This window comes from Halorientalis brevis, from assembly GCF_042678165.1.
GTDB classification, from domain to species: Archaea; Halobacteriota; Halobacteria; order Halobacteriales; family Haloarculaceae; genus Halorientalis; species Halorientalis brevis.
The window spans coordinates 206,622-233,361 of the sequence record NZ_JBHUDJ010000014.1 but is presented as its reverse complement, the minus strand read 5'-3'; the positions used below and the strand labels follow the sequence as shown (position 1 = coordinate 233,361).

The 26,740-nt window shown below is 65.9% G+C and carries 28 protein-coding genes; 6 read left to right on the top strand and 22 right to left on the bottom strand.

The annotated features are described in order from the left end of the window. Positions 1-90 precede the first annotated feature (90 nt). The 3 genes from ACFR9U_RS17655 to ACFR9U_RS17645 are packed head-to-tail and all read right to left on the bottom strand — an operon-like array spanning position 91 to position 3,342. The gene (locus ACFR9U_RS17655; protein ID WP_247378461.1) at positions 91-1,191 is read right to left on the bottom strand and encodes an ABC transporter permease; all 1,101 of its coding nucleotides are present in this window, start codon (positions 1,189-1,191) and stop codon (positions 91-93) included. Positions 1,192-1,217: 26 nt separating this feature from the next. Continuing rightward, complete coding sequence (locus ACFR9U_RS17650; RefSeq protein ID WP_247378460.1) at positions 1,218-1,880, bottom strand: ABC transporter ATP-binding protein; 663 nt, start codon at positions 1,878-1,880, stop codon at positions 1,218-1,220. Continuing rightward, the gene (locus ACFR9U_RS17645; protein ID WP_247378459.1) at positions 1,867-3,342 is read right to left on the bottom strand and encodes a CARDB domain-containing protein; all 1,476 of its coding nucleotides are present in this window, start codon (positions 3,340-3,342) and stop codon (positions 1,867-1,869) included. The genes ACFR9U_RS17650 and ACFR9U_RS17645 overlap by 14 nt, the downstream gene beginning before the upstream one ends. A gap of 427 nt (positions 3,343-3,769) precedes the next feature. Between ACFR9U_RS17645 and ACFR9U_RS17640 the strand changes: the two genes are divergently transcribed. Next, positions 3,770-4,660 (top strand): universal stress protein, encoded by an 891-nt coding sequence (locus ACFR9U_RS17640; RefSeq protein ID WP_247378458.1) that lies wholly within the window; start codon positions 3,770-3,772, stop codon positions 4,658-4,660. A gap of 15 nt (positions 4,661-4,675) precedes the next feature. Here ACFR9U_RS17640 and ACFR9U_RS17635 read toward each other — a convergent pair whose 3' ends face one another. After that, positions 4,676-5,422: a GNAT family N-acetyltransferase gene (locus ACFR9U_RS17635; protein WP_247378457.1), complete on the bottom strand. Its 747-nt coding sequence runs from the start codon at positions 5,420-5,422 to the stop codon at positions 4,676-4,678. A 135-nt stretch (positions 5,423-5,557) separates the two neighbouring features. After that, on the bottom strand, positions 5,558-5,752 hold the full coding sequence (locus tag ACFR9U_RS17630) for a hypothetical protein (RefSeq protein ID WP_247379050.1): 195 nt from the start codon (positions 5,750-5,752) through the stop codon (positions 5,558-5,560). A gap of 122 nt (positions 5,753-5,874) precedes the next feature. On the opposite strand from ACFR9U_RS17630, the gene ACFR9U_RS17625 reads away from it, so the two are divergent. After that, positions 5,875-6,837 (top strand): ribose 1,5-bisphosphate isomerase, encoded by a 963-nt coding sequence (locus tag ACFR9U_RS17625; RefSeq protein ID WP_247378456.1) that lies wholly within the window; start codon positions 5,875-5,877, stop codon positions 6,835-6,837. 48 nt (positions 6,838-6,885) lie between these two features. Continuing rightward, the gene (locus ACFR9U_RS17620) at positions 6,886-7,779 is read left to right on the top strand and encodes an ATP-dependent ribose-1-phosphate kinase (RefSeq protein ID WP_247378455.1); all 894 of its coding nucleotides are present in this window, start codon (positions 6,886-6,888) and stop codon (positions 7,777-7,779) included. A gap of 12 nt (positions 7,780-7,791) precedes the next feature. Here ACFR9U_RS17620 and rbcL read toward each other — a convergent pair whose 3' ends face one another. From rbcL to ACFR9U_RS17585, 7 genes are all read right to left on the bottom strand, one after another. After that, positions 7,792-9,045, bottom strand: coding sequence for a type III ribulose-bisphosphate carboxylase (gene rbcL, locus ACFR9U_RS17615; RefSeq protein ID WP_247378454.1), 1,254 nt, complete (start codon positions 9,043-9,045; stop codon positions 7,792-7,794). A gap of 42 nt (positions 9,046-9,087) precedes the next feature. Further along, positions 9,088-9,492 carry a hypothetical protein gene (locus tag ACFR9U_RS17610; protein WP_247378453.1) on the bottom strand — a complete coding sequence of 135 codons (405 nt, stop codon included), beginning with the start codon at positions 9,490-9,492 and terminating at the stop codon, positions 9,088-9,090. A gap of 204 nt (positions 9,493-9,696) precedes the next feature. After that, a complete protein-coding gene (gene ndk / locus ACFR9U_RS17605; RefSeq protein WP_247378452.1) occupies positions 9,697-10,167 on the bottom strand; it encodes a nucleoside-diphosphate kinase in 471 nt (156 codons plus the stop codon). Continuing rightward, positions 10,164-10,553, bottom strand: coding sequence for a 50S ribosomal protein L24e (locus ACFR9U_RS17600; RefSeq protein ID WP_247378451.1), 390 nt, complete (start codon positions 10,551-10,553; stop codon positions 10,164-10,166). The genes ndk and ACFR9U_RS17600 overlap by 4 nt, the downstream gene beginning before the upstream one ends. After that, entirely contained in the window at positions 10,553-10,783 is a 231-nt protein-coding gene (locus tag ACFR9U_RS17595; RefSeq protein WP_247378450.1) for a 30S ribosomal protein S28e, read from the bottom strand. The genes ACFR9U_RS17600 and ACFR9U_RS17595 overlap by 1 nt, the downstream gene beginning before the upstream one ends. 9 nt (positions 10,784-10,792) lie before the next feature. Next, positions 10,793-11,155: a 50S ribosomal protein L7Ae gene (gene rpl7ae, locus ACFR9U_RS17590; protein WP_247378449.1), complete on the bottom strand. Its 363-nt coding sequence runs from the start codon at positions 11,153-11,155 to the stop codon at positions 10,793-10,795. Positions 11,156-11,436: 281 nt separating this feature from the next. Continuing rightward, on the bottom strand, positions 11,437-12,531 hold the full coding sequence (locus ACFR9U_RS17585) for an NAD(P)H-dependent flavin oxidoreductase (RefSeq protein ID WP_282594302.1): 1,095 nt from the start codon (positions 12,529-12,531) through the stop codon (positions 11,437-11,439). Between the two features lie 29 nt (positions 12,532-12,560). Between ACFR9U_RS17585 and tmcA the strand changes: the two genes are divergently transcribed. Genes tmcA through ACFR9U_RS17570 form a run of 3 tightly spaced genes read left to right on the top strand, consistent with a single transcriptional unit; the run spans position 12,561 to position 15,512 of the window. Next, on the top strand, positions 12,561-14,795 hold the full coding sequence (tmcA, locus tag ACFR9U_RS17580; RefSeq protein ID WP_247378447.1) for a tRNA(Met) cytidine acetyltransferase TmcA: 2,235 nt from the start codon (positions 12,561-12,563) through the stop codon (positions 14,793-14,795). Beyond that, the gene (locus ACFR9U_RS17575) at positions 14,792-15,310 is read left to right on the top strand and encodes a DUF456 domain-containing protein (RefSeq protein WP_247378446.1); all 519 of its coding nucleotides are present in this window, start codon (positions 14,792-14,794) and stop codon (positions 15,308-15,310) included. The genes tmcA and ACFR9U_RS17575 overlap by 4 nt, the downstream gene beginning before the upstream one ends. Before the next feature lie 37 nt (positions 15,311-15,347). After that, complete coding sequence (locus ACFR9U_RS17570; protein ID WP_247378445.1) at positions 15,348-15,512, top strand: hypothetical protein; 165 nt, start codon at positions 15,348-15,350, stop codon at positions 15,510-15,512. Here ACFR9U_RS17570 and ACFR9U_RS17565 read toward each other — a convergent pair whose 3' ends face one another. The 10 genes from ACFR9U_RS17565 to ACFR9U_RS17520 all read right to left on the bottom strand — a co-directional run bounded on the left by ACFR9U_RS17565 (position 15,513) and on the right by ACFR9U_RS17520 (position 26,462). Then, positions 15,513-16,250, bottom strand: coding sequence for a GNAT family N-acetyltransferase (locus tag ACFR9U_RS17565; RefSeq protein WP_247378444.1), 738 nt, complete (start codon positions 16,248-16,250; stop codon positions 15,513-15,515). A 127-nt stretch (positions 16,251-16,377) separates the two neighbouring features. Further along, positions 16,378-16,770: a hypothetical protein gene (locus ACFR9U_RS17560; protein ID WP_247378443.1), complete on the bottom strand. Its 393-nt coding sequence runs from the start codon at positions 16,768-16,770 to the stop codon at positions 16,378-16,380. A gap of 27 nt (positions 16,771-16,797) precedes the next feature. Further along, positions 16,798-18,465, bottom strand: a complete 1,668-nt coding sequence (locus ACFR9U_RS17555; protein ID WP_247378442.1) for an FAD-dependent monooxygenase — start codon at positions 18,463-18,465, stop codon at positions 16,798-16,800. Next, entirely contained in the window at positions 18,458-20,131 is a 1,674-nt protein-coding gene (locus ACFR9U_RS17550; RefSeq protein WP_247378441.1) for an electron transfer flavoprotein subunit alpha/FixB family protein, read from the bottom strand. The genes ACFR9U_RS17555 and ACFR9U_RS17550 overlap by 8 nt, the downstream gene beginning before the upstream one ends. 2 nt (positions 20,132-20,133) lie before the next feature. Beyond that, complete coding sequence (locus ACFR9U_RS17545) at positions 20,134-20,988, bottom strand: electron transfer flavoprotein subunit beta/FixA family protein (protein ID WP_247378440.1); 855 nt, start codon at positions 20,986-20,988, stop codon at positions 20,134-20,136. 148 nt (positions 20,989-21,136) lie between these two features. Next, complete coding sequence (locus ACFR9U_RS17540) at positions 21,137-21,466, bottom strand: 4Fe-4S dicluster domain-containing protein (RefSeq protein WP_247378439.1); 330 nt, start codon at positions 21,464-21,466, stop codon at positions 21,137-21,139. Between the two features lie 73 nt (positions 21,467-21,539). Then, complete coding sequence (locus tag ACFR9U_RS17535) at positions 21,540-22,157, bottom strand: hypothetical protein (protein ID WP_247378438.1); 618 nt, start codon at positions 22,155-22,157, stop codon at positions 21,540-21,542. A 51-nt stretch (positions 22,158-22,208) separates the two neighbouring features. Continuing rightward, positions 22,209-23,924: a glutamate--tRNA ligase gene (locus ACFR9U_RS17530; protein WP_247378437.1), complete on the bottom strand. Its 1,716-nt coding sequence runs from the start codon at positions 23,922-23,924 to the stop codon at positions 22,209-22,211. Between the two features lie 148 nt (positions 23,925-24,072). Next, positions 24,073-25,116, bottom strand: coding sequence for a geranylfarnesyl diphosphate synthase (gene idsA3, locus ACFR9U_RS17525; protein ID WP_247378436.1), 1,044 nt, complete (start codon positions 25,114-25,116; stop codon positions 24,073-24,075). Then, positions 25,116-26,462 carry a ribonuclease J gene (locus tag ACFR9U_RS17520; RefSeq protein WP_247378435.1) on the bottom strand — a complete coding sequence of 449 codons (1,347 nt, stop codon included), beginning with the start codon at positions 26,460-26,462 and terminating at the stop codon, positions 25,116-25,118. The genes idsA3 and ACFR9U_RS17520 overlap by 1 nt, the downstream gene beginning before the upstream one ends. Positions 26,463-26,740: the final 278 nt, after the last annotated feature.

The following is a 26,740-nucleotide window of genomic DNA, read 5'->3' as shown; positions in this document are numbered from 1 at the left end:
AGGGCCTTCCGTCATCGTACGTCGAGGTTCGCCGCTCGGCCGTGTATCGGTTTCGGCCGTCAGGCGTGACCAGAAACCGACCGAAGGCCGTTAGCCCCGGAGCGCTTCGACGGGATGTTCGTTGGCTGCCTTCCAGGCCGGATAGAGGCCGCTGAGTACGCTCGTTCCGACGCCGAACCCGAACGCTAACGCGAGGTACTGCAGATTCGACGCGTCGAGCACGATCGACGGGTCCTGAATCGCCACGTTCGCGACCAATGCGCCGATGCCGACGCTGAGTACCGTGCCGACGACGCCGCCGAACACGCCCAGCAGCGCCGCTTCGGTCAGCATGATCTTCAACACGTCGCGCTTCTGGAACCCGACGGCCCGGAGCACGCCGATCTCTTCGCGTCGCTCGACCGTGCTCATCAACATGACGTTCAGGATGCTGACGCCCGCGACCAGCAGGGAGATCGACCCGACGCCGAGCAGGAACACGTTGAGGAAGCCGAAGAAGCTGTTGATCTGCTCGGTGTAACTCGACATCTCGAACACGGAGACGGTCCGTTCGCGCTGGTTGAGCTGTCCCTTGATCGACATCGCCGTAGCGTTCGCGTCCTGTCCGCTCGCCGCCTCGACGATAACCTGGCTGTAGTTCCGGTTCGAGTGATCGAACGGCAGGATGATCGCGTCGTTCGGATCGACCGGACTGTACGAGCTCTGTTCTTCGAGGACGGCTCTGACGCGGTACGTCGACCCGTTGACGGCGATCGTGTTCCCGGGTTCGAGGTCGAACTGCTCGGCAGTTTCCGAGCCGACGAGGGCACCGCTCCGCAGCGGGTCCGGGACGCGCCCCATATTGGCGCTGTAGGGGGCCCCTGGTTTCGCCATCCGGTAGACCGACATGTGTGATTCCTGGCGACCGAAGCTGACGGAGTGTTGCTGACGACGCAGGGGAACGACCGTCGCCCCCGTCGCAACCCGTTCGATCTCCCTGACTTCGCGGTCGGTGAGCGGCTCGTACTCACCGGAGTCACTGCTCGGATACACGACGAGCTGGTCGCCGATGCTCCCGAGGTCCTGGGTCGCCTGCTGACGGAGCGACGCGCCCAACATCCCGAGCGAGGCGATCGCGACGACGCCGATGACGATCCCCAGGGCTGCGAGGACCGACCGGACCTTCGTCCGCGTGAGATTTCGGCTCGCCATCTTCACCGCCGGGAGCAACCGACCGATCACGTCGTCATCACCCCGTCGACGAGTTCGACCGTCCGATCGACGTAGTCGTTGACCTGCTCGTCGTGGGTGACCGCGATGACGGCGACGCCGTCCTCGGTGACGCGGGTGAACTCTTCGAGTATCTGCTCCCCAGTCTCCCTGTCGAGATTGCCAGTCGGCTCGTCCGCCAGGACGACGCGCGGGTCGTTGATGAGCGACCTGGCGATCGCGACCCGCTGTTTCTGCCCGCCGGAGAGTTCGGTTGGGCGGTGGTCCATCCGGTCGCTCAACCCGACGCGTTCGAGGAGGTCACGTGCCGTCTCCTCGATCCCCGACTCGCGGTCGAACATCCGGGGGACCGTGACGTTCTCGACGGCCGTCAGCGTCGGTAACAGGTAGAACTGCTGGAAGACGAATCCGATGGTGCGGTGTCGCTCGTGGGTGCGCCGCCGATCCGTGAGGTCGGTGACGTCCTCGTCGTCCAGGAGAACGCGTCCCTCCGAGGGAACGTCCAGCAGGCCGAGGATGTTCAACAGCGTGGACTTGCCGCTACCGCTCGGGCCCATGATCGAGACGAACTCTCCGGGTTCGATGGCGAAGTCGATCCCTTTCAGAGCCGTCAGCGTCCCGGCGCCGCTCTCGTAGCGCTTGACGACGCCCTGTGTCTCAAGTACCGGCACGACCCGCCCTCCACGACCGGAACACCACGGCACCGATGACGAGCACGACGAGACCACCGATCGCCGGCACGAGCAAGCCACCAGACGACGATTTGACCGGCTGTGCCGTCCTGTTGCCGACGCTGCCGGCCGTCGACACGGAAACCGTTCGATTGTAGCTGGTGCCTTTCGCTCGATAGGAGACCGTCAGTGGGATCGCGGAGACGTTCCCCGTCGTGCGCGCGTAGACGTCGAAGGAGACGAAATCGCTCTCGGGAACGCTCCCGACGAAGTACTCGCGACTTGGCGGTGCGGGCGAGACCGTCTCCGTGTCTGCGACTCGCACGATGACGCCGTCTGCCACCGTTGCGCCGACGTTGCTGGCACTCCCGGTCACGCGAAGCCGACCGTTCTCGCGAATCACGTTCACGCCCGTCAGTTCGATCCGCCCGGGAACCGATTTGATCCGCACCGCGTCCCTCGCCTGCCGGTGCTGATCGCCGACGTCGTAATTTGCGGCCATCGTCACGTCTGCAGTCGAGCCGGTGATCGTCGCGTTCACGCGTCGCGTCACCGACTCGCCGTCCGATACCTCCGAGATGAGCTTCGAGGGAACGGTCGCGTTCGCCGACTCGCCGCTGATGGTCACGTTCTCGATCGGGACGTTCCCTCGATTGAGCACGTCCACTTCGATCGTCGAGGTCCCCCGTTCGGGCGTCGTCGCTTCGACGAGGACGTTGTCGCGGAGCCGTTCGACGTCGACCGTGATCGTCTCTTCGACGACGCGTTCAGCACTGCCGTCGACCCGGTATCGCATCGTCGCCGTCAGCGGGTAGCTCCCCGCCGACTCGGCCTCGAACTCGAAGGATTCGGTCGTCGATTCGCCGCTCTCCATCGACGGGACGACGAACCGATCGTCGGCGAGCTGGAGACGCTCGCTCGTGAGGCGGACGTTGACGTTCTGTGCCGTGGTCGAGAGGCCGTTGGCGACCGTGATCGTCCCGGTCCCTTCGGTGCCGGCCGCCGTCTCGTTGGCCTCCATGTCCAGTTGCGGATGATGATCCTCGACGGAGACGGTGACTGGGTACCGCACGTGGACGCTGTTGCCGTCGGGTTTCTCCCCGATAACGTGTATGCGAAGCTGTTTCGTTCCGGGGGTCTCGAACGTCGTCGTCAACGGGACCGACAGCGACGAGTCGGGGGCGACGTTCCCGGCGTCGGTGAGTCGGACCAGTTCGGTCCCACCGGCACTCCGGACTGTGATCACGTTGACCTCGACCACGTCGCTGCTGTCTCGGAGGTTCTGAATCGTCGGTTCGATGGTAACCGACTCCCCCGGCGCTGGATTCTCCGGAGACGTCGTCACGTTCGAGACCGCGACGTACGTCGACGCGGCGGTCGTGTTCTGTGCGCTTGCCGTCCCAAGCGGGACGGCGGTAACCGTCAACCCTGCAACGAGCAGGAGGGCGAGTACTCTGTGCATTGGTAGCGGGATGGAAGGGTGTCAGCCGATCCACCGAGCGTCGTCGCTGCCGGTCGCGGCACCGGCGGGTCGTTGGCCCGCTCGATGACTCTGGCGGGACTCGTGAGGGGTATCAGGGCTGACATGGTTTGGATGGGACACGTCACGAGCGGGCCCTGACGACGCGCTGTCTGTAGCAGTCGCTCGACTCACGGACCCCCGATCTGTGTCGACCTCTGTACTCGCGTCGACGACCGTCTGCGTCAATAATCTTCCAGACCAGTTACTGAACCAGCAGTTGTGGGGTAGTTTTATGTATCTGAACCGATCTTCTAACCGGCCGATCGGGGTCGGCAGCCAGGTTTCGTCAGTCGACGGTGGGATTTCCAGGCAGTGAGGACGGGTATTCCGATTTAAACGGGTGGAACACGAACTACGTCCCAAGACGATGTACGATACTATTCTCGTTCCGACTGATGGCAGCGAACACGCGGTCCAGGCGGCCGAACACGGGCTGGCGCTCGCACGCCTGTTCGACGCGACCGTCCACGTCCTCACCGTCGTCGACGTGGACGGCGCAACCGGGCCGTTCGACGAAGCGGACGCAGACGAGGACCTGGTTACCCATCTCGAAGCAGCGGGTGAGGACGCGATCGAATCGGTCGAAGCAGTCGCGACCGATGCCGACCGCCTCCAGACCGACGTCGTCACGGGAGAACCGGCAGAATCGATCCTCGAATACACGGCGTCACACGACGTCGATCTCGTCGCCATGGGAACGCACGGCCGCACGGGGTTGGATCGGTACGTCACGGGGAGCGTGACGGAGCACGTCGTTCGGCACGCCGACGTCCCAGTGCTTTCAGTCCGGGCTGGCTCGCATGCTGCACCCGGAGAGTACGACAACGTCCTGATTCCGACCGACGGGAGCGAATACGCCTCCGTGGCTATCGATCACGGACTCGCGATCGCAGAACGAGCCGACGCTCGCGTTCACGCCGTCAACGTCGTCGATCTCGGTGATCTCGCCGCGAGTCCGAGCCTCACTACGCCGACCGAACTCGCGTCACGGTTCGAATCGGCAGGCGAGGACGCCACGGAGGTAATCGCCGGGCGCGCCCGAGCCGCCGGCCTCGACGTGTCCACCGAGGTCCGCGAGGGCGTCCCCGCGAAGGACCTCATGCAGTACGCCGACGGCAACGACGTCGACCTGATCGCGATGGGGACGCACGGACGGACCGGCCTCAGCCGGTATCTGCTGGGGAGCACGACCGAGCGAATCATTCGGCACGCCGATATGCCCGTGCTCGCCGTCAATGCCCAACCGGCGGACGACTGAGGCCGAACGTCCTTCTCAGATGTGGGCCGCGTCCCACCGCGTCGCTTTGCGCTGGTTGTCACACTCGTTGCACACGATGCGCCCCATCGGGTCCATGGCCGTGTCGAACGAGGCGCAGTTCGCGCAGAACCAGCCGTATCGCGACTCGCAGTCCCGCGACGTGTAGGCCGCGTAGAACGGTCCCTTGCTCCCGCGAGCCCGTTCGCTGTAATCGACGTACAGCGTCTTCCCGTCTGCGGTCGTCTCCGGCTGGACGACGTTTTCGGCCGGCTCGATGTCGCTGTAGACGTTCTCGGTGTACGTTTCGCCGGCGATTTCGACCGATCGCGTGTCGACCAGTTCGAATCCGCGCTCGGTGTAGAACGCGTTGCCGGCGTCGTGGGAAGCGAGGACGAGCCCCTCGTGATGCTCGGCGCCCTCGTCGCTGAGCTCCGAAACCGTCTCCTCGAACAACCGTTCGGCGACGCCCTGGCCGCGATACGCCGGATCGACGTGCAGCCACTGGATTTCGCCGACCGTCGTGCGGTGGTCGACGAGTTCGCTCTGGGCGAACCCGGCGAGGTCGTCCTCGACCTCGGCGACCAGCAGGAGGACGTCGAGGTCGTGACACAGGCTCTCGACGGCGTCGTCGCCGTACCACCCGTCGACGGCCGCGTCTCTCGTCTCCTCGTCGATGATGTCGCCGTACGATTCGGTCAGTGAACGCCGGACGATTCGCCTGACGTCGCCCGCGTCCGCCGCCGTCGCTTCGCGGATCTCCATACGACACGGTCTCTCTCGACAGTTAAATACCGGTCGGCGAACTCTCGGTGACTGGGAATCCCGACCCGTGCCCGCCGACCTGAGACAGTCGTCGCCCGGGCTGAGACCGTGGGAGTCGGTGTGCTCGTCCCGTCTTCAGAGTCCCCAGAAGGCAACGATGCCGACGGTCGTCACGACCGCGAGGAGTAACTGTATGAGGCGACCAACGCGGACGAAGTCGCGGAACTCGTACTGACCGGGGCCGTAGACGAACAGGTTGGTCTGGTAGCCGACCGGCGACATGAGCGCCGTACTGGCCGCGAACAGGAAGACGATGTCCGGTGGAGCCAACGAGCACGGGGCCGGCCGTCAGCGTAGCCATTCGTTCCTCCGGGATCGGGCGATAGCTAAACTGTCCTTCACGGAGCATCGAGCCCCGCCGCTTTTGTCGCGGGACCGACTACCACAGCGGCATGGGCAGTCAGGACGTACATCAGGAGGTCGACGCGGTCGCCGAGGACATCGCGACGATGGAGACGCGGGGGGCGGCGACGATCGCACGTGCCGTCGTCGACGCCCTGGCGACGCAGGCGGAAGCCAGCGACGCGGAGTCGCCGGCAGCGTTCGTGGCCGAGATGCGCGCGGCCGCGCAGACACTCCACGACACGCGTCCGACCGCCGTCAGTCTCCCGAACGCGCTCCGGTTCGTCTTCCGGCAGATGGACGGCGAGTCGGTCGAACAGTTGCGGGCCTCGGCCGTCGCCGCCGCCGACCGCTTCCGCTCACAACTGGAACGTGCACAGGACGACCTGGGCCGGATCGGCGCGAACCGACTCCGCGACGGCGACACCGTTATGACCCACTGTCACTCGACGGACGCGCTGGCCTGCGTCGAAGCCGCAGTCGAGCAGGGCAAAGAGCTGTCGGCCATCGTCAAGGAGACGCGGCCGCGCAACCAGGGACACATCACCGCCGCCGCGCTCCGCGAGATGGACGTGCCGGTGACGCTCGTCGTCGACAGCGCCGCCCGCCGGTATCTCGACGAGGCCGACCACGTGCTGGTCGGTGCAGACTCGATCGCTGCCGACGGCTCCGTCATCAACAAGATCGGGACGAGCGGGCTCGCCGTGCTGGCCCGCGAGCGTGGTGTCCCCATCATGACCGCCGCGCAGACGATCAAGCTCCATCCGGCCACGCTGACCGGCCACACAGTGGAAATCGAGATGCGCGACGAGAGCGAAGTCATCAGCGAGCAGGACCGTTCGGACGTCGGCGAGCTGGAGGTGTTGAACCCGGCGTTCGACGTGACGCCACCCCGCTACATGGACGCCATCGTCACCGAGCGCGGCCAGTTCCCACCGGAGAGCATCGTGACGTTGATGCGCGATATGTTCGGTGAGGGAACTGATGACCCCTGGGAGACCGACGATTTCTGACGGCGTGGGGGCGAACTATTTACCTCCGTCTCCCGAATTGAACCAGTTGTGGCTCGTGTCATCTGTGCCGGCCACGTCAACTGGGACGTGACCCTCCGCGTGGACCACCTCCCGGCCGCCGACGGCGAAGCGTCCATCACGGAGCAACAGCAGTCGGGCGGCGGGAGCGCCTCGAACGTCGCCTGCGCGCTGGCCGCGCTGGACGTCCCGACGGCGCTGCTCGGGAGCGTCGGGACCGACGAGAACGGTCATCTCGCGAGACGAGCGCTCTCCGAGGCCGGCGTCGACTGCGCGCCGCTGGTGACCGTCGAGGGCGAGACGGCCGTCAAGTACCTCGTCGTCGACACTGACGGCGAACTCATGGTGCTCGGCAACGACGGCGCGAACGAGTCCTTCGACGCGACCGACCTCTCCGACGACGCGCTCGCCGCCGCTGACCACCTCCACCTCACGAGTCAGGACCCCGAGACCGCAGCGTCGCTCGCAGCACGCGCCAGCGAGGCCGGCCTCTCCGTCAGCTTCGATCCCGGCCGACGAATCCACGCTCGCAATTACGCCGAGACCCTGTCGCTCGCCGATCTCGTCTTCCTGAACAAACGCGAAGCGACGACGGCTATCGAGGAGCACTTCGGACCGATCGAAGACCTCGCCAGGGTGATCGCGATCAAACACGGCGGCGACGGCGCGGAAGTGCTGACGCCCGACGGCGAGTACGCCAATCACGACGGCTTCCCGGTCGACGCCGTCGACACGACTGGTGCCGGTGACGCCTTCGCCGGCGGCTTCATCGCGTCGATGCTGGACGACGAGACGCCGACACGCCCTGATTACGAGCGCGCGCTGGCTGTCGCGAACGCCTGTGGCGCACTTGCTGCCAGTGAGTGCGGGGCGCGCACCGATCTCTCCTGGGAGCGCGTCGAGTCGACGCTTGCAGACCGATAGCGCTGGACCGGGTTATCGCGGCGTCTCCGTGCCCCACTTCTCGAGCGCGGTCGCCAGTTCGGGCACCGCCTTGGCCTTCTCGTGGATGTCCTGACCGGCAGTGGCCGCGTCGACGGCTGCCCGGAGCGCTTTCGCGCCGGCGTGCGTTCCGTCGGGGTGCCCGTGAACGCCGCCACCGGCCTGGACGCCGATGTTGGTCCCGACGCGGTCGACGAGTTCCGGGACCAGGCCGGGGTGCAACCCACCGGAGGCCATCGGGAGCACGTCGTTCATCCCGTAGAGATCGCTGTAGAGCCACTCGTTGATGCCTACGGTGTCTTCGTTTTCGAGCTTTCCAAGGTCTGCGGTGCCGGTGTGGAGTTGATCGACGCCACAGAGCCGACCGATCTGTGCCAGGACGCGCATGGACACGCCGTGGGTGGGGATACGGTCGAAGGCCGCGTGCATGGCGCGGTGGGCGTGGATCGCGAGCCCGTGCTTCTCACAGCGCTCGCGGACGCGCTGGACGGCCGCCCAGCCGGTCGTGATGACGTCGACCATCACGTACTCGCAGCCGTGTTCCGCGGCCATGTCGACCCGTTCGAGCATCCGTCGGGTGTCGGCCGTCACGTTCACGAGGTAGGATTTGGTCTCACCCGTCTCCTCCTCGGCGCGGTCGCGGGCGGCCAGACTCTCCGTGAGGCGGTCGGCGAAGGGATTGAACTCCTGGTCGGTGAGGTTCTCGTCGTCTTTGAGCAGGTCGAGGCCGCCGGTCCAGGCCTCCTCGCCGACGGTGACGTGCTGCTCGGTCGAGAGGCCGACCTTCGGCTTGGGGACCGTCGCCGTGATCGGCCGGTCGCCGGCATCGAAGATGTCCTGGCGGACGTTCGTTCCGAACTGGGGACCGGGGAACGACGTGGCCAGCGGCTCGGGCCAGTCGCAGTCGAGCAGGCGAATCCGCTCGACCGCTTTCATCCCCATGATGTTCCCCGCGATGCAGGAGAGCACCTGCGCCATGTTGCCGTGTTCGAACAGTTCGTCCGGGTACGCGACGGTGATCCGGCCGCGCTCCTCGTCGATAGCACAGGCCGTCGCCGACAGGTCGGTGATCGAGCCTTCGACCTGGAGCTCCGCCCAGGTGCCGTTCGAACTCTCGGAGGCGACGCGGCTGGCGGCCGCTTCCATGTCCATGTCCGTTGCCGGCTCGATGGCGAACTCACAGACGAGTTCGTCGGCGGCGGGGTCGTACGCCAGGTCGAGAAAGTCCTCGTAGGTGATGCCGGGCATACCCTCTCCTTGGTGGGCGCGTCGTATAAAACTCGGAGGCGATTACAGGACGGCCCCGACGACCTGGAAGAGGAGGACGTACGCCAGCAACACGGGCGTGAGGTAAATCAGGCCGACGATGACGAACCCGAGTCTGTCGTGGCGGAACTGCCAGACGTGCCCCGCGATCGCGGTGAGGACCGCGAGGATTCCAGCGATCGTCCAGTGAGGGGCGAACTGCATCGTCCCGGTGAGCGTGAACACCGCCACGAGCGCTGCCGCTCCGGTGTAGACGTACTTGAACGCGTGCTCGCGCCGGGAGATCGAGCCGGCGAGCGCGGCGACGAGTGGGAGGCCCACCACCGCAGCGACGAGCGACGAGAACAGCGTCTCCGCGCCGAGCGGCACTTGCAACACGATCTTTCCGCGGTCGTCGTCGCGGAACCGACGCCCTGGCCGCCAGGTCATACCTCTGCTCCCCATTCGATTTGCATATACCTTCCGACCCGTCGCTCGGGAAGGACGACGGGGAGCACGCGGCGATGTCGGACCCAGCCGAGGCTGCAGTCGTGGTGCTGGACGACGAAAAAATGAAAATCGCAGGTTCGTGAGTACGGGTCCGCGTTCGGACGACGCCGCGCGCGACACGAACAGCGGTCGCGCGTCGGCGGCTTACGCGTCCTCGTAGACCCAGGGTTCGTCGGAGCGCTCGTAGTCGACGAGTTCCTCTTCGTCGAAGAACAGGTCGATCTCGCGCTCGTTGGCACCGGGGTCCTCGTGGTCGGAGCCGTGGATGATGTTCTGGCCGAGGTCCAGACCGAAGTCACCGCGGATGGTGCCCGGCTGGGCCTCTTTGGGGTCGGTCGCGCCCATCATCTGGCGGACCTGCCGCGTCGCGTCGGCACCTTCCCAGACCATCGCCATGACGGGTCCGGACGTGATGAACGCGACGAGTTCGTCGAAGAACGGCTTGTCCTGATGTTCCGCGTAGTGCTGGTTGGCGAGTTCCTCGTCGATCTGCATGAACTTCGCGCCGGCCAGCTTCAGACCGCGTTCTTCCAGGCGGCTGATGATCGTCCCGACGAGGCCGCGCTGAACGGCGTCGGGCTTAGCCATGACGAACGTCCGCTCGTCGTTGCTCACGCCTCAGCCTCCTCTTCGTCCTCGTCCTCGGCGTCACCCTCGTCGGCGTCCGCTTCCTCGGCCTCGTCGTCGGCCTCCGCAGCGTCCGCTTCGTCCTCGGTGGCCTCCTCGGCCTCTTCGAGGTCGGGTGCGGCTTCGGATTCGTCCGCTTCCTCGGTCTCTTCCGGTTCCGATTCGGCTGGCTCCTCGCTCTCGACGGTCTGGCCACCGGCGGCCTGGCCGGACTCGGTCCACTCGACGTCGCGCGGTTCGCGACCGAGGTCCGCGTTCTTCTCGCACTTCGAGGAGCAGTAATCGACGGTCGATCCGTCGTTGAGGACGAGCAGCGTGCCCGTTCCGGGCTCGATGTCGTCCCCGCAGTAGTCACACTCGCGCGTTCGTGGCATTATTGTCCTCCGATCTGGTCTGCCTCACGGGCAGTCTCGCGGAGCTGCAGCACGTCGCCCTCGCGGACTGGCCCGAGGACGTTCCGCGTGATGATACGCCCCTGATTCTCGCCTTCGCGGATTCGACACTTGACCTGCATGGCCTCGCCATGCATCCCGGTCGTGCCGACGACTTCGATGACCTCCGCGGGCGTCGAACCGCCGTCGCCTTCAGATTCCTCTGCACTCATCTAAACCACCTACTGGAGGTCCTCGAGTTTCTCGGCGATGTCGTCGACGTCGCCGCTCGCCTCGCCCGCATCGACGATGGCTGCAGCGGCGCTGCCGACTTCAAGACCGGCGGCGTGACCGACGTCAGTCTGGGACTCGACGAAGAGGTACGGAACCTCTTTCTCGTCGGCCAGCTCGGGGAGGTGCATCACGATCTCCTCCGGCTGAACGTCCTCCGCGACGAAAACGAGATCTGCGTTCCCGCGTTCGACTGCTTTGGTCGTCTCGTTCGTTCCTTTCTTTACACTACCCGTGTCTCGTGCTACCTCGAGTGTCTCGAGGGCGTCCTCAGCGAGATCCGCTGGGACATCGAAATCAACGTATACTGGCATTGGTTGTTCACCTCCCGCGCGTGGGCTCGCGCTCCCCCGCCTGGAGGGCCGGCTGTAACCCGGTCTCGGTTGCCGCCGACAGGAGTCGGCTGCATCCGGTGCTGAGTTACAGCCGGCCCGATGTAGTCCTAAGAGGCTAGGAGCATCATCAACCCCGCGCAGGCTGTATCCGTCATTGAACCATGCCCTGCTAAAAGCGCTTTCGATGCCGAAAAGGGCGTGTCAGAACTCCGCACATGCCTGGGGACCATCGGGTCGCGAGTGGTCCCCACTGTCTCCGCCTATCCACTCGTTCGCTCGCCCAGCGTGTGGGCTGCCTCACGGGCTTCGTCGACGAGCGTCGACACGATCTCATCAGCGGGGAGCACGTCAGTCGCCAGTCCCGCGCTCTGACCCGCGTACATCGGGAGCGCCTCGACGTTCCCCTCCATGTCCGGAAGCGGCGGATCGTCGCCGTAGCGCTCGACGGGATTGCCAGCCGCGTCGCTCGCGACCGTCTCGTCCTCGCCGGGCCGATCCCCTGCCGGTGGTTTCCCGGCCGCGATCCAGTCCTCGACCGTACTGTTGCGTAGCGTCCTGTGGTCGGTCCCGGGCCACCCCTTGTCGAACAGCTGTGAGTGAACGGTGGCTTCGGACGGGGCCTGGCCGACGCTGCGCTTGTACTCCTGGTGGGCGGCCGCTTCCTCGGCGGCGACGAAGCGCGTGCCCAGCCAGGCGCCGTCCGCGCCGAGTGCGAGCGCTGCGGCTACGCCGCGTCCGTCGGCGATACCGCCCGCTGCGACGACCGGAACGTCGTCCTCGGCCGCTGCGTCTGCGATCTGCGGGACCAGCGGCATCGTCGCGACGTCGCTCTGGACGTGCCCGCCGGCTTCCCACCCCTGGGCGACCAGTACGTCGACGCCTGCGTCGATCGCCGTCTCGGCTTCGGCGACGGACCCGACGGTCTGCATCACGAGCCTGCCGGCGTCGTGGACCCGGTCGACGTACGCCGAGCCGTCGCCGAACGCGAACGACACGATTTCGACGCCCGCGTCGAGACACGCGTCCAGGTGGTCCGCCGTCGGCCGCTGACGTGCTTCCGGGTCCAACACGAGATTGACGCCGAAAGGGGCGTCAGTGGCTGCCTGGGTTTCCTCGATGACTGTCCGCGTCTCGTCGAGATCTCGCCAGGTGACCGCGAGCATCCCGAGGCCGCCGGCGTCGGAGACGGCGGCGGCGAGTTCGGGACAGGAGACGCTCCCGATCGGTGCCTGGACGATCGGATAGTCGATACCGACCGCCGCACAAAGTGGCGTGTGGAGGGTGGGCATAGCTGGCTGCACGCGGCTCACGGGCAAAAAACGCGGGGAGATGCCGCCTCTGAGCGACCGGCACATCCAAAGGGCCGGACGGCCACTGGCCGAGTATGTTGGAGGAGGTCGTCGCTGCGCTCCGCAGCGAGGCGCAGGCGACGAACGAACGTCGGCTGCTGGTGCTCACCGGTTCACCGGCTACCACTCGTGGAGCCGTCGCCGACGCGATCGACGCTGCCGACGTCCCGGTGGCCGAGTCCACCGTCGTCGGCCCGGAGCGGATTCTTCCCTGTGAGCGCCTCTCAGTGAGCCAGTCCAGCGACCTCCTGGGTCGAACGCAGGCGGCTATCGTGCTCGACCTCCACGGCGCTTGCCGACCGAACGCGCTCGGCCGGGCCGTCGGCGCCGTCGACGGCGGCGGTCTCCTGGTCTTGCTCGCGCCGCCGCTCGACGAGTGGCCGCGACACCGCGACGAGTTCGACGAGACGCTGGCGGTCCCACCGGCGACGATCGAGGACGTGGCCGGCAACTTCCGCTCGCGACTCGTCGAGACGCTCCGCGTCCACCCTGGGATCGCGGTCGTCGACGCCGACGAGCGGACGGTCGTCCGCGACGGGCTGACGAACCCGGCCCCGCGCTGGCGACCGGACAGTGGGGCGATCTCACGGCCGGCAGCGACTCATTTCCCAGAGGACGTGTTCGACGCGTGCGTGACCGACGACCAGGTCGCGGCCGTGCAGGCGTTCGAGCGACTTCGCGACGACGGACATGCGCTCGTCGTGGAGGCCGACCGCGGCCGCGGCAAATCGAGCGCTGCAGGGCTGGCCGCGGCAGCGCTGGCACTCGACGGCCGCGACGTGCTCGTGACGGCGCCCCAGTACCGCAACGCGGCAGAGGTATTCGCCCGTGCACGCGAACGATTCGAGGCCGAGGGGATCGACGTGCCAGACGAGGCTGCCCCTCGTGACCTCAGAACCGACGATGGGCGAGTCCGATTCCTGCGAGCGACGGACGCGGTCACTCTCCCGGACGATCCCGACGTCGTCGTCGTCGACGAGGCGGCCGCGCTACCCGTCCGGGTTCTCGAATCGTTCCTCGCCGCGCCGGCCGTCGCGTTCACGACGACCATCCACGGCTACGAAGGGGCGGGTCGCGGATTCTCGGTCCGGTTCCGGGACAGGCTCGACGAGAGCGACCACGAGGTGACCGAGATCACGCTCGACGAGCCGATCAGATACGCCGGCGGCGACCCCGTCGAAGTCTGGGCGTTCCGCGCACTCCTGCTCGATGCCCGCCCGGCGGTCGCACAGGTCGTCGAATCCGCGACTCCCGACGCCGTCGAGTACGCCGACCTCACCACTGCCGACCTCCTGGCAGACGAGCAACTGCTCGGGGAGGTGTTCGGGTTGCTCGTCCTGGCCCACTACCGGACCGAACCCGACGACCTCGCACGACTCCTCGACGCCCCGAACGTCACTGTCCGGGCACTCCTGTTCGACGGACACGTCGTCTCGGTCGCGCTCCTGGCGCGAGAGGGCGACCTGTCTGCCGAGACGCGCGCGGAGATGTACGACGGCGGTCGCATTCGCGGGAACATGCTGCCGGACGTGCTCACCACGCAACTCCGCGACGAGTCCGCTGGCAGTCCCGTGGGGCTGCGCGTCCTCCGGATCGCCACGCATCACGCCGTCCGCTCGCGCGGGCTCGGGTCGGCCCTGCTCGGCGCGGTTCGCGAGGAGTTCGCCGACGACGTGGACTGGCTGGGCGTCGGCTACGGCGCGACACCGTCGCTCGTCCGGTTCTGGGCGGCGAACGGCTACACGCCGGTCCACCTCTCGACGACCCGCAACGACACCAGCGGCGAGTACTCCGCACTCATGCTCGACCCGACGAGCGACGCGGGCCGCGCCCTCTGCGATCGGCACACGGAGCAGTTCCTCGCTCGCATCGGCGGCGTCCTCGCCGATCCCCTCTCCGACGCAGATCCGGACGTCGTCCGGGCGACGCTCTCGGCAGTCGACAGGGAGTACGACCCCGACCTCGCCGAGTGGGAGTGGCGCCACGTCGCAAGCGCCGCGATCGGTCCCGGCCTGTTCGACATGGCCCCCGACGCGTACCGCCGGCTCGCCGTGACGTACTTCGCGTCCGATTCCTCGACGCTGTCCGAGCGCCAGGAACGGCTCCTGGTGTTGAAGACGCTGCAGAGTCGTCAGTGGGACGACGTTGCCGACGCGCTGGAATTCCACTCGACCGCTCAGTGTATGCGCGCCCTCGGTGACGCGCTCGAACCGCTCGTCGACGAGTTCGGGACCGCTGTGGCTCACGAGGAGGTGGATCGCTACCGATGATGGACGCGGTCGTTCCGCTCGCCTCGGTGCTCGGGAAAGACCTGCTGACCTGGGTCGCACTCGGAGTGGCGCTGCTCGGCGTGGTTGGCAGCGCGGTGCCGCTGCTCCCCGGCGCACTGCTCTCGCTCTCGGGACTGTTCCTGTACTGGTGGCACACCGGCTATTCCGATCCGTCACTGCTCGTGCTCGTGGTATTGACCTCGCTCGCGCTCCTGGTCGTCGTGCTCGACTGGTTCGGCGGCGCCGTCTCGGCGAAGGTCGGCGGCGCGTCGACGAGGACGGCGACAGCCGCGGGGCTGGTCGGGCTCCTACTCTTTTTCGTCGCCGGCCCGGTCGGTATTCTCCTGGGCGTCACTGGCGTCGTCTTCCTCGCCGAGTTCAGTCGGACCGGAGACCCACAGGCGAGCGGTCGAACCGCGATCTACACGACCATCGGGATGCTCGCGTCGACCGTGGCCCAGGTCCTGTTGACCGCGCTGTTTTTCCTCGGCTTCCTGCTGGCCGTGTTCGTCTGAGGGAAAAACACCTTACCGGCGACGCTGAAGTTAGGACATGGTCAGTTGTACCGAGGAGGGGTGTGAGGAACGCGCGGCCGTGATGCTACACATTCCGTGGGCCGAGAACCGGGAGGTGTGCCTGGGGCACGCGCGGGGCTGGTCGCAAAAAGACGGGGTCGTTGCCGATCCGCTCGAGGAAGCCGACGAGGAGTTGCCCTGACTACTCCAGGTCGATCTCCATCATCACTTCGTCGACGTAGTCGCCGCCCATCTTGTAGTGGTCCTGGCGACGCGCTTCCTCGTGCCAGTCGTGTGCTTTCAGGAACTCGATGGCGCTCTCGTTCGTCGAGGGGACGCTGTTGTAGATTTTCTCGTAGCCGTGAGCGTTCGCCCACTCCAGACCGCGCTGGAGGAGATGGCTCCCGATGCCGTGCTGGCGGTACTCGTCCAGCACGCCGACGGTCAGTTCCGCCGTGTGCCGTAGCTTCTCGATCTCCGGGTGATTCAGGTGGACCCACCCGACGACCTCGCTGTCCACGCAGGCGACGAAGAACATCCGCGACTCCAGTTCGTTGTGCCGGAGCAGGACCTCTTCGTGGTCGATCATGTCCGCGATGTTCTCCGCGATGACGTACGAACCGTCGCCGACGACCGACCGCATCACGCCGACCAGGCCACTGATGTCTTCCTGACGAGCCTGTCGAATCGTGTATTCGATCTCGTCTTCCTGGTACTCCTCTTCGGCCGCCTCGTCGTAGGCAATCTGGAGCTGACCGGCGTCGGTTTCCTCCAGCACGCCGTCGCGCCGGAGGATCGCCACGTGATGCCCGAACTCGCGGGGCTCCATGTGCAGGGCCTCCCGGGTCCCGTCCGGGTCTACCTTGCCGTGTCTCTCGACGTAGTCGTAGATGTCCTTGCGACCCCGGTGCCCGAACTCGAGCTGCTCGGTAAGCTCCATGACACTCGTTACCATCTGACGATACTTAACTGTTGATGCGATTCGAAGACGGACCGACCAGTAGGCGGGGAAGCGGCTCGCTCCCGGATAGGGGACTTCCTTCGTGGGAGAAAAACCGGTCTGCGGGTCAGTCGTCGGCTGGTGCCGGTCGGCCCGGGACGTGCGTCAGCATCGCGGCGACGTCCTTGATGTTGTGCGTGTCGATGAGCAACTCGGCGGCGTTCCGGACCGTGTAGTCGGCGTCGTGCTCGACGCCGTAACAGCGGGTGTACAGTTCGAGGTACCCGTTAAGCGTCTCGTGGAGTCGTTCGAACTCCCACTCCGCGAACTCGACGCCCCAGTCGTTGGCGCGGGCGTCGACGTACACCATCACTGTGGGACCCAGCCCCTCGCGCAGGTACTCCATGGCCCGCTCTTGGGCGGGGGGATCGGCCGGCGGCTCGAAGTCGGCCCGGTCCGACCGGTACTGCTGGGCCAGCGAACGGATGCGGTCGGCGTACGCCGAGGGGGTTTCGCTCATGTGATTCCTGGTGTCGACCGCGTTGCGTCAGCCCTGCTTGTACTCGACGCCTTTGCCACCGGAGGGATGCTCCCAGTGGGTGTCGGCGACGATGGCGCAGGTGCCACACTCCACGCAGGGCTGCGTGTCGAGGCTGACGAGGTGTTCTTCGCTGCCGTTGGTCTTGACCTTCTCGTCGCGGTAACAGCCGCCACCGAAGTCCTTGGCGCTCACCGGACACGCCGTCACGGCGTCCCCGCTCGCGGCGAAGGAGTTGTCGACGAGTTCGATGTGCGGATCGCCCACGTCGTAGGTCAGGTCGCCGATCCGATCGGCGAGGTCCGGCGTCTCGATGGTGTTCTCGTCGGTGATCCGGTCCCCGAGCTTCTCTCCGAGCACCGTCGGAATCGTCACGTACGGGAGCTTCGTGTCCGGCATGATCGACATCACGAACGGGGAGTTGAAGCCCCACTCGAGGACGCCGGTCATCTCGGCGACCTGCATGCCGACGCTGCCGAGCGGCGACTTCACGACGCGTTCGCCCAGGGACGTGACGCGCTCGTTCTCCGCGATGGCGCTCGAGAGCTGGTACTGCGGCGGTCGGAGCTTGTCCATGACGCCCTCGGTGTTGAGCTTCTGCTCGTACAGCGCTCCGGCGTTGGATTCGTCGCCCCGTGCTTGCGCCTCCGAGAACGCCTCCGCGGCGAGCGCGCCGGCCGTCACGGCGTGGTTCATCCCCTTGATGATGGGACCCTGGGCCTGCATCTGCCCGGCGGCGTCGCCGACGAGCAGCAATCGGCCCTTGTGGGGCGAGGGATGGGCGACCTTCTTCGAGTCGGGGACGAGTTTCGCGCCGTACTCGACCTCGTCGTAGTCGTCGCCGAGCCACTGCGCGAGCAGCGGATGGGTCAGCAGCGCGTCCAGCAGTTCGTGGGGTTCGGCCTGCTCGGCGACGAGCGAGTCGAGGTGGAAGACCGTCCCGATCGAGAGGGTGTCCTCGTTCGTGTACAGGAGCCCACCGCCGCGAACGCCCTCGAACAGGTCGCCCGAGAACAGGTGGGCCTCGCCCTCGTCCTCGCTGATTCCGAACCGGTCTTCGATGGCGCCGTCGGGCATGTCGACGATGGCCTTGACGCCCTGGAACCACTCTTCGGGTTCGTCCCAGTCCATCAGGCCGGCGTCCCTGGCGAGTTCGGAGTTGACGCCGTCGGCCGCGATGATGACGTCGGCTTTGATCGGATCGAGTTCGTCTAACGTGACGCCGACGATTTCGCCGGCCTCCCGCAGGAGCCCGTTGACTCGAACCCCCGTCAGGAGGCCACCGCCGGTCTCGCGCGTCTTCTCGTGGACGCGGTCTTCGAGCCAGCCGTCCATCCGGCGGCGCAGGACCGAATCGCACCACTCGGTGTCCGTGTGGTGGAGGTCCGTCATGTCCACGGTCTTGACCTTGTCGCCGGCGACGTTGTGGAGGTAGTACTCGTCGGCGGGCCGTTCGGTCGCCTCCTCACGGAAGTCCGGGAACAGGCCGTCGATGGTGTACGGCGCGGACTCCTCCGCGTAGATGAGCCCGCCGGAGACGTTCTTCGAGCCGGCTTCCACCCCGCGCTCTAAGACGAGCGTCTCGACGCCGTTGTTCGCGAGCGCTGCCGCTGCTGCTGCGCCGCCGGGACCGGCCCCGACGACGATCGCTTCGTAGTGTTCGTACTCGTCAGTCATCTGACTCACCCCGCCCGTCCGCGATTGCTTTCACGTCCAGTTCCCCTTTCTCCAGCGATTCGATCAGTTCTGGCAGCACGTCGAACAGGTCGCCCTCGATGAAGTAATCCGAGAAGTCCACGATGTCGGCGTCCGAGTCGGTGTTGATCGCGATGATCGTGTCGGACTCGTCCATCCCGACCTTGTGCTGGACCGCACCGGAGATGCCGGCTGCGATGTACACGTCGGGTTCGACGACCTGTCCGGACTCGCCGATCTGGCGGTCCATGGCGACGTACTGCTCGACGTGGCCGGCGAACTGATACGACGCCGTGATGACCCCGCGCGAGAGGCCGAGGTCGGCCTCCTCGAACTGGTCGACCAGATCGAGGCCCAGTTCGATGCCTTTCGTCGGGTCGTCGCCGATCCCGCGGCCGAGCGCGACGATGACGTCGTTCCCCGACAGGTCGACGCCGCTGTCGAGCTGGTCGTAGTCGGTCACGTCGACGCGGAACCAGTCGTCGTCGAGCGGCATCTCGTGTTCGACGATCTCGCCCTCGCGCTCGGCGTCGGGGTCGGGCAGATCGAAACTCCCCGGGATCACCGACGCGCCCTGCGGATGGAACTCGCGGAACGGCTTGTCGATACAGAGGATCGTCGAGTACTCGAACCCGGAGAAGTCCGGGCGCTTCATGTGCAGGATGCGCTCGAACTCCTTCTTGTCGCCGGGTTTCCCCGTCTTGGCCGGGTTCGAGATCATCGCCTCCTCGATGAACAGGTCCGAACAGTCGCTGGCCAGACCCGAGTCGAGTTCGCCCTGCACCAGCGCCGAGAGGTCGCGCCCGTTGTTCGTCGCGGGGAAGACCGTGTAGCGCGGCTCGTCGTAGTCGCGCCAGTCTTCCGCTTCTCGGTCGTCGCGACCGTACGGATGGCCCGCACCGCGCGCCATGTCGCAGAAGATCTCGGTGTAGGACTTGTGGCGGAACCGCTCCAGGCGGTCGTCTTCGAGGTACACCACGACGTCTGCGCCGTAGGCGATACACTCCTCGGCCAGCTCCTCGACGGAGTCGCCGATCAGTACGGCGACGACGTTCTCGTCGGCGTCGTAGTCGTCGTTGTACTGGTCCATCAGATCCCGGGCCTTCCCGAGCATCTCCTTGGACACGTCGATGAGGTCGCCCTGCTGGGTCTCGCAGTACACCCACATGTCCTCGTAGACGCCGTCCTCGATGGCGTGGACCCACTGTTTGTCCGCGGTGGGGTGGTCGAGTTCCGGATGCTTCTCCTCGGGCGGAACGTACTCCAGTTCCTCACCCTCGCCCTCGTCTTCGCTGCCCTCGACGGACTCGATTCGGCTCTCGATCTGTTCTTTCGCCGACGAGCGGTCCTTGCCCGCTTCCTCGCGTTCGAGCATGTCGCGCAGGACGTCGGCGTCGTCGACGTCGCGCACCAGATTGGCGATGTCGGCGACGGTCTGTTCCGAGAGATCGACCTCGCTCGGGTCTACCGCCTCGTCTTCGCCCGAGAGTTTCTCGATGCGACTCTCGATCAGTTGCTTCACCGGCGCCCGGTCTTCGCCCTCTTCTTCGAGGGCGAGCATCTCCTCGAGTTCCTCGACGTCGTCGACGTCCTTGATCTTCGGCCCGAGGTCTGCGATCTCGTGGTCGGTTGGGTCGATTGCTGGCATGGTCAGTCACCACTCGCATAGGGTTGCATTTCCTCGAACACTGACGCCATTCCGTCCTCGTCGCTGGGGTCGATCATCGTCGCCTCCCGCTCTGAGGGGGCTTTCGGAATCGGGTCGACGCCGGCCACGATGGTCGGCGAGCCGTCCAGTCCGATGTAGTCCGGGTCGAGATTGAGGTCCTCGTGGTCCCAGACCGTCAGGTAATCCTCGTACTCCTCGGCGCGTTCTTGGGTCTCTTCGCGGAGGTCCTTGTACCGGAGTCGGTGCTCGGCTTTGCGATACGTCGGCTCGAAGTCGGGATCGGCGACGACGAAACACGGGAGCGGTGCCTCGACCGTCTCGATCTCTTTGACGTCACCTTCGACGAGCCGCTTGGCGCGCAACACTCCCTCCTCCTCGTCGATGTCGAGAGCGATGACGTGAGTCACGAGCGGCCAGTCCATACACCACTCGGCCTGTGGCCCGGTGTGGCCGGTCTCCCCGTCGGCCGTCTTGAACCCGGCGAACACGACGTCCGGTTCCTGTTCGAGGTTCTGCAGGCCCGTCGCGAGCGTCATCGCCGTCGCCCAGGTGTCCGCCGCTCCCATCTCCCTGTCGGAGAGTAGATACAGGTCGTCCGCGTAGACGTCCCGCATCCCCTCCTGGAGGACTTCCTTGTACCCGGGCGGCCCCATGCTCATGAGGTTGACCGTCCCCCCGTGACGGACTTTCGTCTGGAGCGCGGCCCGGAGCGCGTGCTTGTCGTTGGGGTTCATCACCGTCGGTGTCTTCCCCCGTTCGAGGTGACCGTCTTCGTCGAACGATACCTGTCCCTCCCTGAAGTCGGGAACGCCTTTCGTGAGAACTACTGTGTCCATAGTTATCTATGTGGTTGGCTGTCTCTCTCTACCATAGTCCGTCCCATGTGATGCTTGTCTTTCACGTGTTACAGCTTTTGGGGTCAGGCACGCAGGTTGCCGCTGCTACGGCGTGGTGAAAACCGACATCCCACCCAGAGAGACATGCTCAAATGCGGCCAGCGCGTCCGGGATCGACGTCGATTGCGTCGACCGGACAGACGTCCACGCAGAGCATGCAGTCGATGCACTGTTCCTCGTTGGCAGGGTCCGCCTTGATTTCGCTCTCGGGGTGACCTGGCGTGTCTACCCACTCGAACACGTCGACCGGGCAGTCTTCGAGACACGCGCCGTCCGCGAGACAGATGTCGAAGTCCACGGCGACGTGCGTGCCGTGGATGCCGAGCGTTTCGGGCTCCTCGACCGGCCCCCACACCTGGTGACCGTCGTGTTCCTCGACCGCTTCGCGGTTCTGTTCGAACTCTGGATCTATGGCCATTGGTACCTATCCGTAATCTCCGTGGCAAGGTACTTAAATATTTGACCGGACCGAACGCGTTCGGTCCGGCGAATCACCCTTCCGTCGTCGAAACGTCGACCCTGAACGATTCGAATTCTTCCGCCGTCTGGAACGACACGTCCCGGCTCTCTTCCGCCGGGATCGTCACCGTCTCCGTTGCCAGCGTCCGCGCCCCGCTCGGATCGGTCGCGTCGAGCAACCTCGCCTCGACGGGTCCCGTGCCACCGTCGTTTGCGATCGTCGCGCCGTACGTCGTATTTCGAACCCAAACGTAATAGCTGTTTGCGCTCGTCGGTTGCCTGCCTCGGAGCGTGACGTCCCGCTGCTCGCCTGCCGGTATCTGGACCGTTTTCGCCGCGGCCCTCGTGAACCCCGCTGACGCCAGTTCGGTCCGAGTCAACCCGCTGGGCGAAACACTGGTGTCGGGCACCCAGTACAGTCCCACCTGTACCGCTGCGCCGTGTCCGCCGTTCCGGATGACCGCTCGATACCGATCCGGTTCATCGTCGAGAACGAACGTGCGTTCGATGGTTTCGACGTGGGGGTCGCCGCGAAAGTGGTCGACGACGCTCGGGTTCGGCCAGACGTTCAACGGCCCCTGGTATCGGCCACAGCCAGCGAACCCGACGGTTCCGCTCGCACTGAGCGCCAGGAACGTCCGTCGGTTCATGTACGGAGCACGCAGGACGAGAAAATGAGTCTGTGGTTCGTTTCGACCGGTCTACGGGTGTGCGTAGTAGGTCACGGTTCGGTCGTCCTCGTGCGCGTCGATGCGAGCGAACCCGACGCGGACGAACTGGACCATGTCGTCTGCGTCGTAGTCCGTAATGCCCGGTTCGGCGTGTCCCGCGACGTCGCCCTCCATCGTCCGGAGCAGGACCGGGCGACTCTCGTCGGCCGGGACCCAGTGGACGACCTCGACGTCGCCCGCTCGTACCACGTCGATGTCGTCGTCGGTGTGTTCGAGTGCGTCACCGGAGCGTCGGACCGGGCCGTAGCCTTTCAGCCACACGCGCTCGCCGTCGGCGGGAACGTCGCCCTCCTCGAGCAGGACGGCGTCGCTGACGGGAATGTCGCGCGTGCCGCGATCCTCGTGGTTCGGATGGAACTGCGGCGTCGCGGCGTCCGGGCCGCCCTCGATGGCGAAGCGCTCGCCGTCGCGAACGAAGAACCGACGGTCGGTCTCCTCGTCGATCAGGTCCCGGTTGTTCGAGTAGATGGCCGACATCGCGAGGTCGACGTTCGAGGTCGACGTCCCGAGTTCGACCATCGCGTCGACGATGGCCTGGCCGCGGATGCCGCGCCGCCGGAGACTGGCGATGGTCGGGGCGCGCGGGTCGTCCCAGCCGTCGATCTCGCCGGCATCGATCTTCTCCGTGAGCGTCGACGTCGAGAGCTTCACGTCGTAGGCGTCGACCTGGACGTGGCCCCAGTGGATGACCTCCGGGTACTCCCAGTCGAAGTAGTCGTAGACGAACTGCTGGCGCTTGGCCGAGTCCTGCAGGTCGATGCCGCGGATGATGTGCGTGACGCCGGTGAGGTGGTCGTCGACGCCGCTCTGGAAGTCCAGCATCGGCCAGCACCGATACTCGGCGGCTTCCTCGCGCGGGTGCGGCGTGTCGATCATGCGGAACGCCACCCAGTCCCGCAGCGCGGGGTTCTTGTGCTCGATGTCGGTCTTCACGCGGAGGACCATCTCGCCGCTCTCGTACTCGCCGTCGACCATCGCCTCGAACTCCTCGCGACTCGTCTCGGGGTCCTTGTCCCGGTGCGGGCACGCTTCGCCCGAGTTCTTCATGTCCGAGAACTCGCCCTGCGGGCACGAACAGGTGTAGGCGCCGCCCTTTTCGATCAACTCGCGGGCGTGGTCGTAGTAGATCTCGACCCGATCGCTCGCTTTGATGACGTCGTCGGGCTCGAACCCGAGGAAGTCGATGGCGTCGAGAATCTGGTCGTACGCGTCCAGATCCGGTCGCTTCGTCTCGGGGTCGGTGTCGTCGAAGCGGACGATGAACTCCCCGTCGTAGAGGTCCTTGTACGTCCCGATGACCGAGGGCATGCGAGCGTGGCCGAGGTGCCACGGCCCGTTCGGATTCGGAGCCGCACGCATCCGAATCGTCTCGTACTCGTCGGCGTTGGGCAGGTCCGGCAGCACCTGGTCGTCTTCCTCGTCTTCGGCCTCGAGTTTCGCGACCAGTTCGGGGTCGAGCTCTTCGAGGCGGTCGCGTCGCTCCTCGGTGGACATGTCGGCGATTCCCTCGACGACCGGAGCGATGACGCCGGCGATCTGGTCCCCGTGTTCGCGGAACTCCGGGTTCTCGCCCATCAGCGGTCCCATGATCGCCCCGACCTGCGGATCGCTCTCGTGTTTGAGCGCGTTGAACAGGGCGTTTTTCTCTGCTTCCTCCCTGACGCTGTCGCGAAGCTCGTCGTCCATTGGCAGTCGCTTTCGCGTCGCTCCCCAAAACTCCGCCGTTCCGGACCGACTCGCGCAACTGACTCACACGGGTTTCGTCTCCGAACGAACGCCGCTCTACAGGTCGAATCCTCGCGGTCGCGTCGCGTGAAAAATCGCCGGGGGACAGTCAGTAGTCGCGCTCGACCAGATAGTCCGCGATGCCACCGAGGAGGTCCCGAGACTCGTTGTCCGGGAGCACTTCCAGGTTCTGTTTCCCGCTGGCGATCAGGTCGTGGGCCGTCTCGCGCGCGTACTCGATGCTGCCGGCGTCTCGCAGTTCCGCGAGCGCTTCCTCGATGTCCGACTCGTCGACCGCTTCGACGTTGTCGGCGTCGATCAGGCCGTCCACGTCCACGCCGTTCTGCCGCGCGTGGAGCGTGACCAGCGTCTTCTTCCCCTCGATGAGGTCGCTCCCGCGCTGCTTGCCCAACTTTTCGCTCGGCGTCGTCAGGTCCAGGAGGTCGTCCTGGATCTGGAACGCGCGACCGATGTCCAGGCCGTAGCCGTACAGCGCGTCGACCGCCTCGTCGTCACCCAGCAACATCGCGGGGACGCTCGCGGCCGCCGCGTACAGGACGGCGGTCTTGAGCTCGACCATGTTGAGGTACTCGTCGGGCTCGACCGCGTCCCGCGCCTCGAAGTCGATGTCGAAGGCCTGCCCCTCGCAGATCTTCGTGCAGGTCGTCGCCAGCTCAGAGAGCGCGCGCACCGATCGGTCCGCCGGCGCGCCGGTTTCGAGCATCGACTCGAACGCCTTCGAGTACAGCGTGTCGCCCGCCAGGATCGCCGTTTCGAGGTCGTACTCGTTGTGGACGGACGGCACGCCACGGCGCATGTCGTCGTCGTCCATGATGTCGTCGTGGATGAGCGTGAACGACTGGATGATCTCGATGCTCACCGCTGCGGACATCACGTCCACGTCGCCGGCCGGCGACGGGAACGCCCGGTAGTCCTCTGCGTACGGCTCGACGTCCTCGATCGCCTCAGCCGCCAACAACAGGATTGTCGGTCGGAGGCGCTTCCCGCCCGCGTCGAGCAGGTAGCGGGACGCCTCGTACAACCGCTCCGGGCGGATAATCGGCAACTCGTCGGTGATCGCTTCGTTGACGCGTTCGCGGCGCTCGACGATCGCCGCCTCGACCGCCTGCTGTGCCGCACCTGGTTCGCTCATCACTCGGTCAGCTTGATCATGTTCCCGTTGCGCGTGATGTGCAGGTCACGCCCGACGGTGTACCCCATGTTCTCCGCGAGGTCGACGTACGGCGCGAAGCCTTCCAGCGACTGGTGGGCCGGGATGATGTTCTGGGGTTGAAGTGCGTCGATCATCTCGTAGTGACCCTCCTGGCGAAGGTGGCCGGACACGTGAATGTCGTCGTAGATCCGGGCGCCCTGCATGCCCAGGAGCTTCTCGGACTGGTAGCGCTGGCCTTCGTTCGTCGGCTCCGGAATGACTCGCGCCGAGAACAGCACCTTGTCGCCGTCGTCCAGTTCGTACGGCGTCTCGCCGCGGCCCATCCGGGTGAGCATCGCGCGCGGCTCGCCCTGGTGGCCCGTCACGATCGGCAGGAAGTTCTCCTTGCCCTCTTTCATGATGCGCTTGAACGTTCGGTCGACGGACTTGCGGTGGCCGTACATCCCGAGGTCGTCCGGGAAGTCGACGAAGTCCAGCCGCTCTGCCGTGCCGGAGTACTTCTCCATCGAGCGGCCCAGGAGGACTGGCTGGCGACCGATGTCGTCGGCGAACTCGACGAGCGACTTCACGCGGGCGATGTGCGACGAGAAGGTGGTCGCCACGATGCCGCCGTCGTAGTCCTGGATGCTGTACATGACGTCCTTGAGGTGGCGGCGAGCGACGGCCTCGGAGGGCGTGCGACCCTTCCGGCCGGCGTTCGTACAGTCCTCGATGTAACAGAGGACGCCGTTGTCTTCGCGGCCGATCTCGCGGAAGCGCTTCATGTCGATCGGGTCGCCGATGACCGGCGAGTGGTCCATGCGCTTGTCCAGCCCGTAGACGATCGAGCCTTCCGGCGTGTGGAGCACCGGGTTGATGGCGTCGATGATGGAGTGAGTGACGTTGACGAACTCGAGTTCGTTGCGCTCGCCGATGGACATCGTCTCGCCCGCTTCCATCTTGATGAGGTCGTTCTCGACGCCGAACTTCTCCTCGCCCTTGATCTGCTGTTTGACCAGCTCGATGGTGAACGGCGTGGCGACGATGGGTGCCGTATAGCGGTGTGCCAGTTTCGAGATGGCACCGATGTGGTCGAGGTGACCGTGGGTCGGCACGATCGCCTTCACGTCGCCTTCGAGGTCGCTCATGACCCGGTCGTCCGGAATGGCGCCCATGTCGATCAGGTCGAGGCTGTGCATCCGTTCGGTCTCGACGTTGTCGTGGATGAGAACCTTCGACAGGTTCAGGCCCATGTCGAAGATAACAACGTCGTCACCGGCTCGCACTGCGGTCATCTGGCGGCCGACTGCCTCGTAGCCGCCGATTGTCGCGATTTCGATTTCCATAGTTGTGTCGCCCGAGTCGAACCGCCGACAGAAACGGCTCATTGCGACGACCGGCAAACACGCGCCGTCCAAATGGTCCGAAATCTAACAGCAGCCCGTCCGACGCCGGCCGATTCAGCGGACGCGATACGAGGCCACGCGTGGCCCCATCGCGACGGCGACGGATGGCTGCCAGTCCCGTTCGGACACACCGAACCGCTCGATGTGTTGCCGGCCGCCCCAACCGTTCCCGGGCGGCCGTGCGCTCGGTTATAACGGACTTCGACGGCCGCCTTTAA

Coding starts and splice junctions, on each gene's coding strand:
- ACFR9U_RS17540 (WP_247378439.1), bottom strand. CDS start 21,466: ATGGCCATAGATCCAGAGTTCGAACAGAACCGCGAAGCGGTCGAGGAA.
- rpl7ae (WP_247378449.1), bottom strand. CDS start 11,155: ATGCCAGTATACGTTGATTTCGATGTCCCAGCGGATCTCGCTGAGGAC.
- ACFR9U_RS17535 (WP_247378438.1), bottom strand. CDS start 22,157: ATGAACCGACGGACGTTCCTGGCGCTCAGTGCGAGCGGAACCGTCGGG.
- ACFR9U_RS17610 (WP_247378453.1), bottom strand. CDS start 9,492: ATGACCTGGCGGCCAGGGCGTCGGTTCCGCGACGACGACCGCGGAAAG.
- ACFR9U_RS17635 (WP_247378457.1), bottom strand. CDS start 5,422: ATGGAGATCCGCGAAGCGACGGCGGCGGACGCGGGCGACGTCAGGCGA.
- ACFR9U_RS17565 (WP_247378444.1), bottom strand. CDS start 16,250: ATGGAGCTTACCGAGCAGCTCGAGTTCGGGCACCGGGGTCGCAAGGAC.
- ACFR9U_RS17570 (WP_247378445.1), top strand. CDS start 15,348: ATGGTCAGTTGTACCGAGGAGGGGTGTGAGGAACGCGCGGCCGTGATG.
- ACFR9U_RS17555 (WP_247378442.1), bottom strand. CDS start 18,465: ATGACTGACGAGTACGAACACTACGAAGCGATCGTCGTCGGGGCCGGT.
- tmcA (WP_247378447.1), top strand. CDS start 12,561: ATGTTGGAGGAGGTCGTCGCTGCGCTCCGCAGCGAGGCGCAGGCGACG.
- ACFR9U_RS17530 (WP_247378437.1), bottom strand. CDS start 23,924: ATGGACGACGAGCTTCGCGACAGCGTCAGGGAGGAAGCAGAGAAAAAC.
- rbcL (WP_247378454.1), bottom strand. CDS start 9,045: ATGCCCGGCATCACCTACGAGGACTTTCTCGACCTGGCGTACGACCCC.
- ACFR9U_RS17595 (WP_247378450.1), bottom strand. CDS start 10,783: ATGAGTGCAGAGGAATCTGAAGGCGACGGCGGTTCGACGCCCGCGGAG.
- ACFR9U_RS17625 (WP_247378456.1), top strand. CDS start 5,875: ATGGGCAGTCAGGACGTACATCAGGAGGTCGACGCGGTCGCCGAGGAC.
- idsA3 (WP_247378436.1), bottom strand. CDS start 25,116: ATGAGCGAACCAGGTGCGGCACAGCAGGCGGTCGAGGCGGCGATCGTC.
- ACFR9U_RS17545 (WP_247378440.1), bottom strand. CDS start 20,988: ATGGACACAGTAGTTCTCACGAAAGGCGTTCCCGACTTCAGGGAGGGA.
- ACFR9U_RS17560 (WP_247378443.1), bottom strand. CDS start 16,770: ATGAGCGAAACCCCCTCGGCGTACGCCGACCGCATCCGTTCGCTGGCC.
- ACFR9U_RS17585 (WP_282594302.1), bottom strand. CDS start 12,531: ATGTGCCGGTCGCTCAGAGGCGGCATCTCCCCGCGTTTTTTGCCCGTG.
- ACFR9U_RS17655 (WP_247378461.1), bottom strand. CDS start 1,191: ATGGCGAGCCGAAATCTCACGCGGACGAAGGTCCGGTCGGTCCTCGCA.
- ACFR9U_RS17640 (WP_247378458.1), top strand. CDS start 3,770: ATGTACGATACTATTCTCGTTCCGACTGATGGCAGCGAACACGCGGTC.
- ACFR9U_RS17600 (WP_247378451.1), bottom strand. CDS start 10,553: ATGCCACGAACGCGCGAGTGTGACTACTGCGGGGACGACATCGAGCCC.
- ACFR9U_RS17575 (WP_247378446.1), top strand. CDS start 14,792: ATGATGGACGCGGTCGTTCCGCTCGCCTCGGTGCTCGGGAAAGACCTG.
- ACFR9U_RS17645 (WP_247378459.1), bottom strand. CDS start 3,342: ATGCACAGAGTACTCGCCCTCCTGCTCGTTGCAGGGTTGACGGTTACC.
- ACFR9U_RS17550 (WP_247378441.1), bottom strand. CDS start 20,131: ATGCCAGCAATCGACCCAACCGACCACGAGATCGCAGACCTCGGGCCG.
- ACFR9U_RS17520 (WP_247378435.1), bottom strand. CDS start 26,462: ATGGAAATCGAAATCGCGACAATCGGCGGCTACGAGGCAGTCGGCCGC.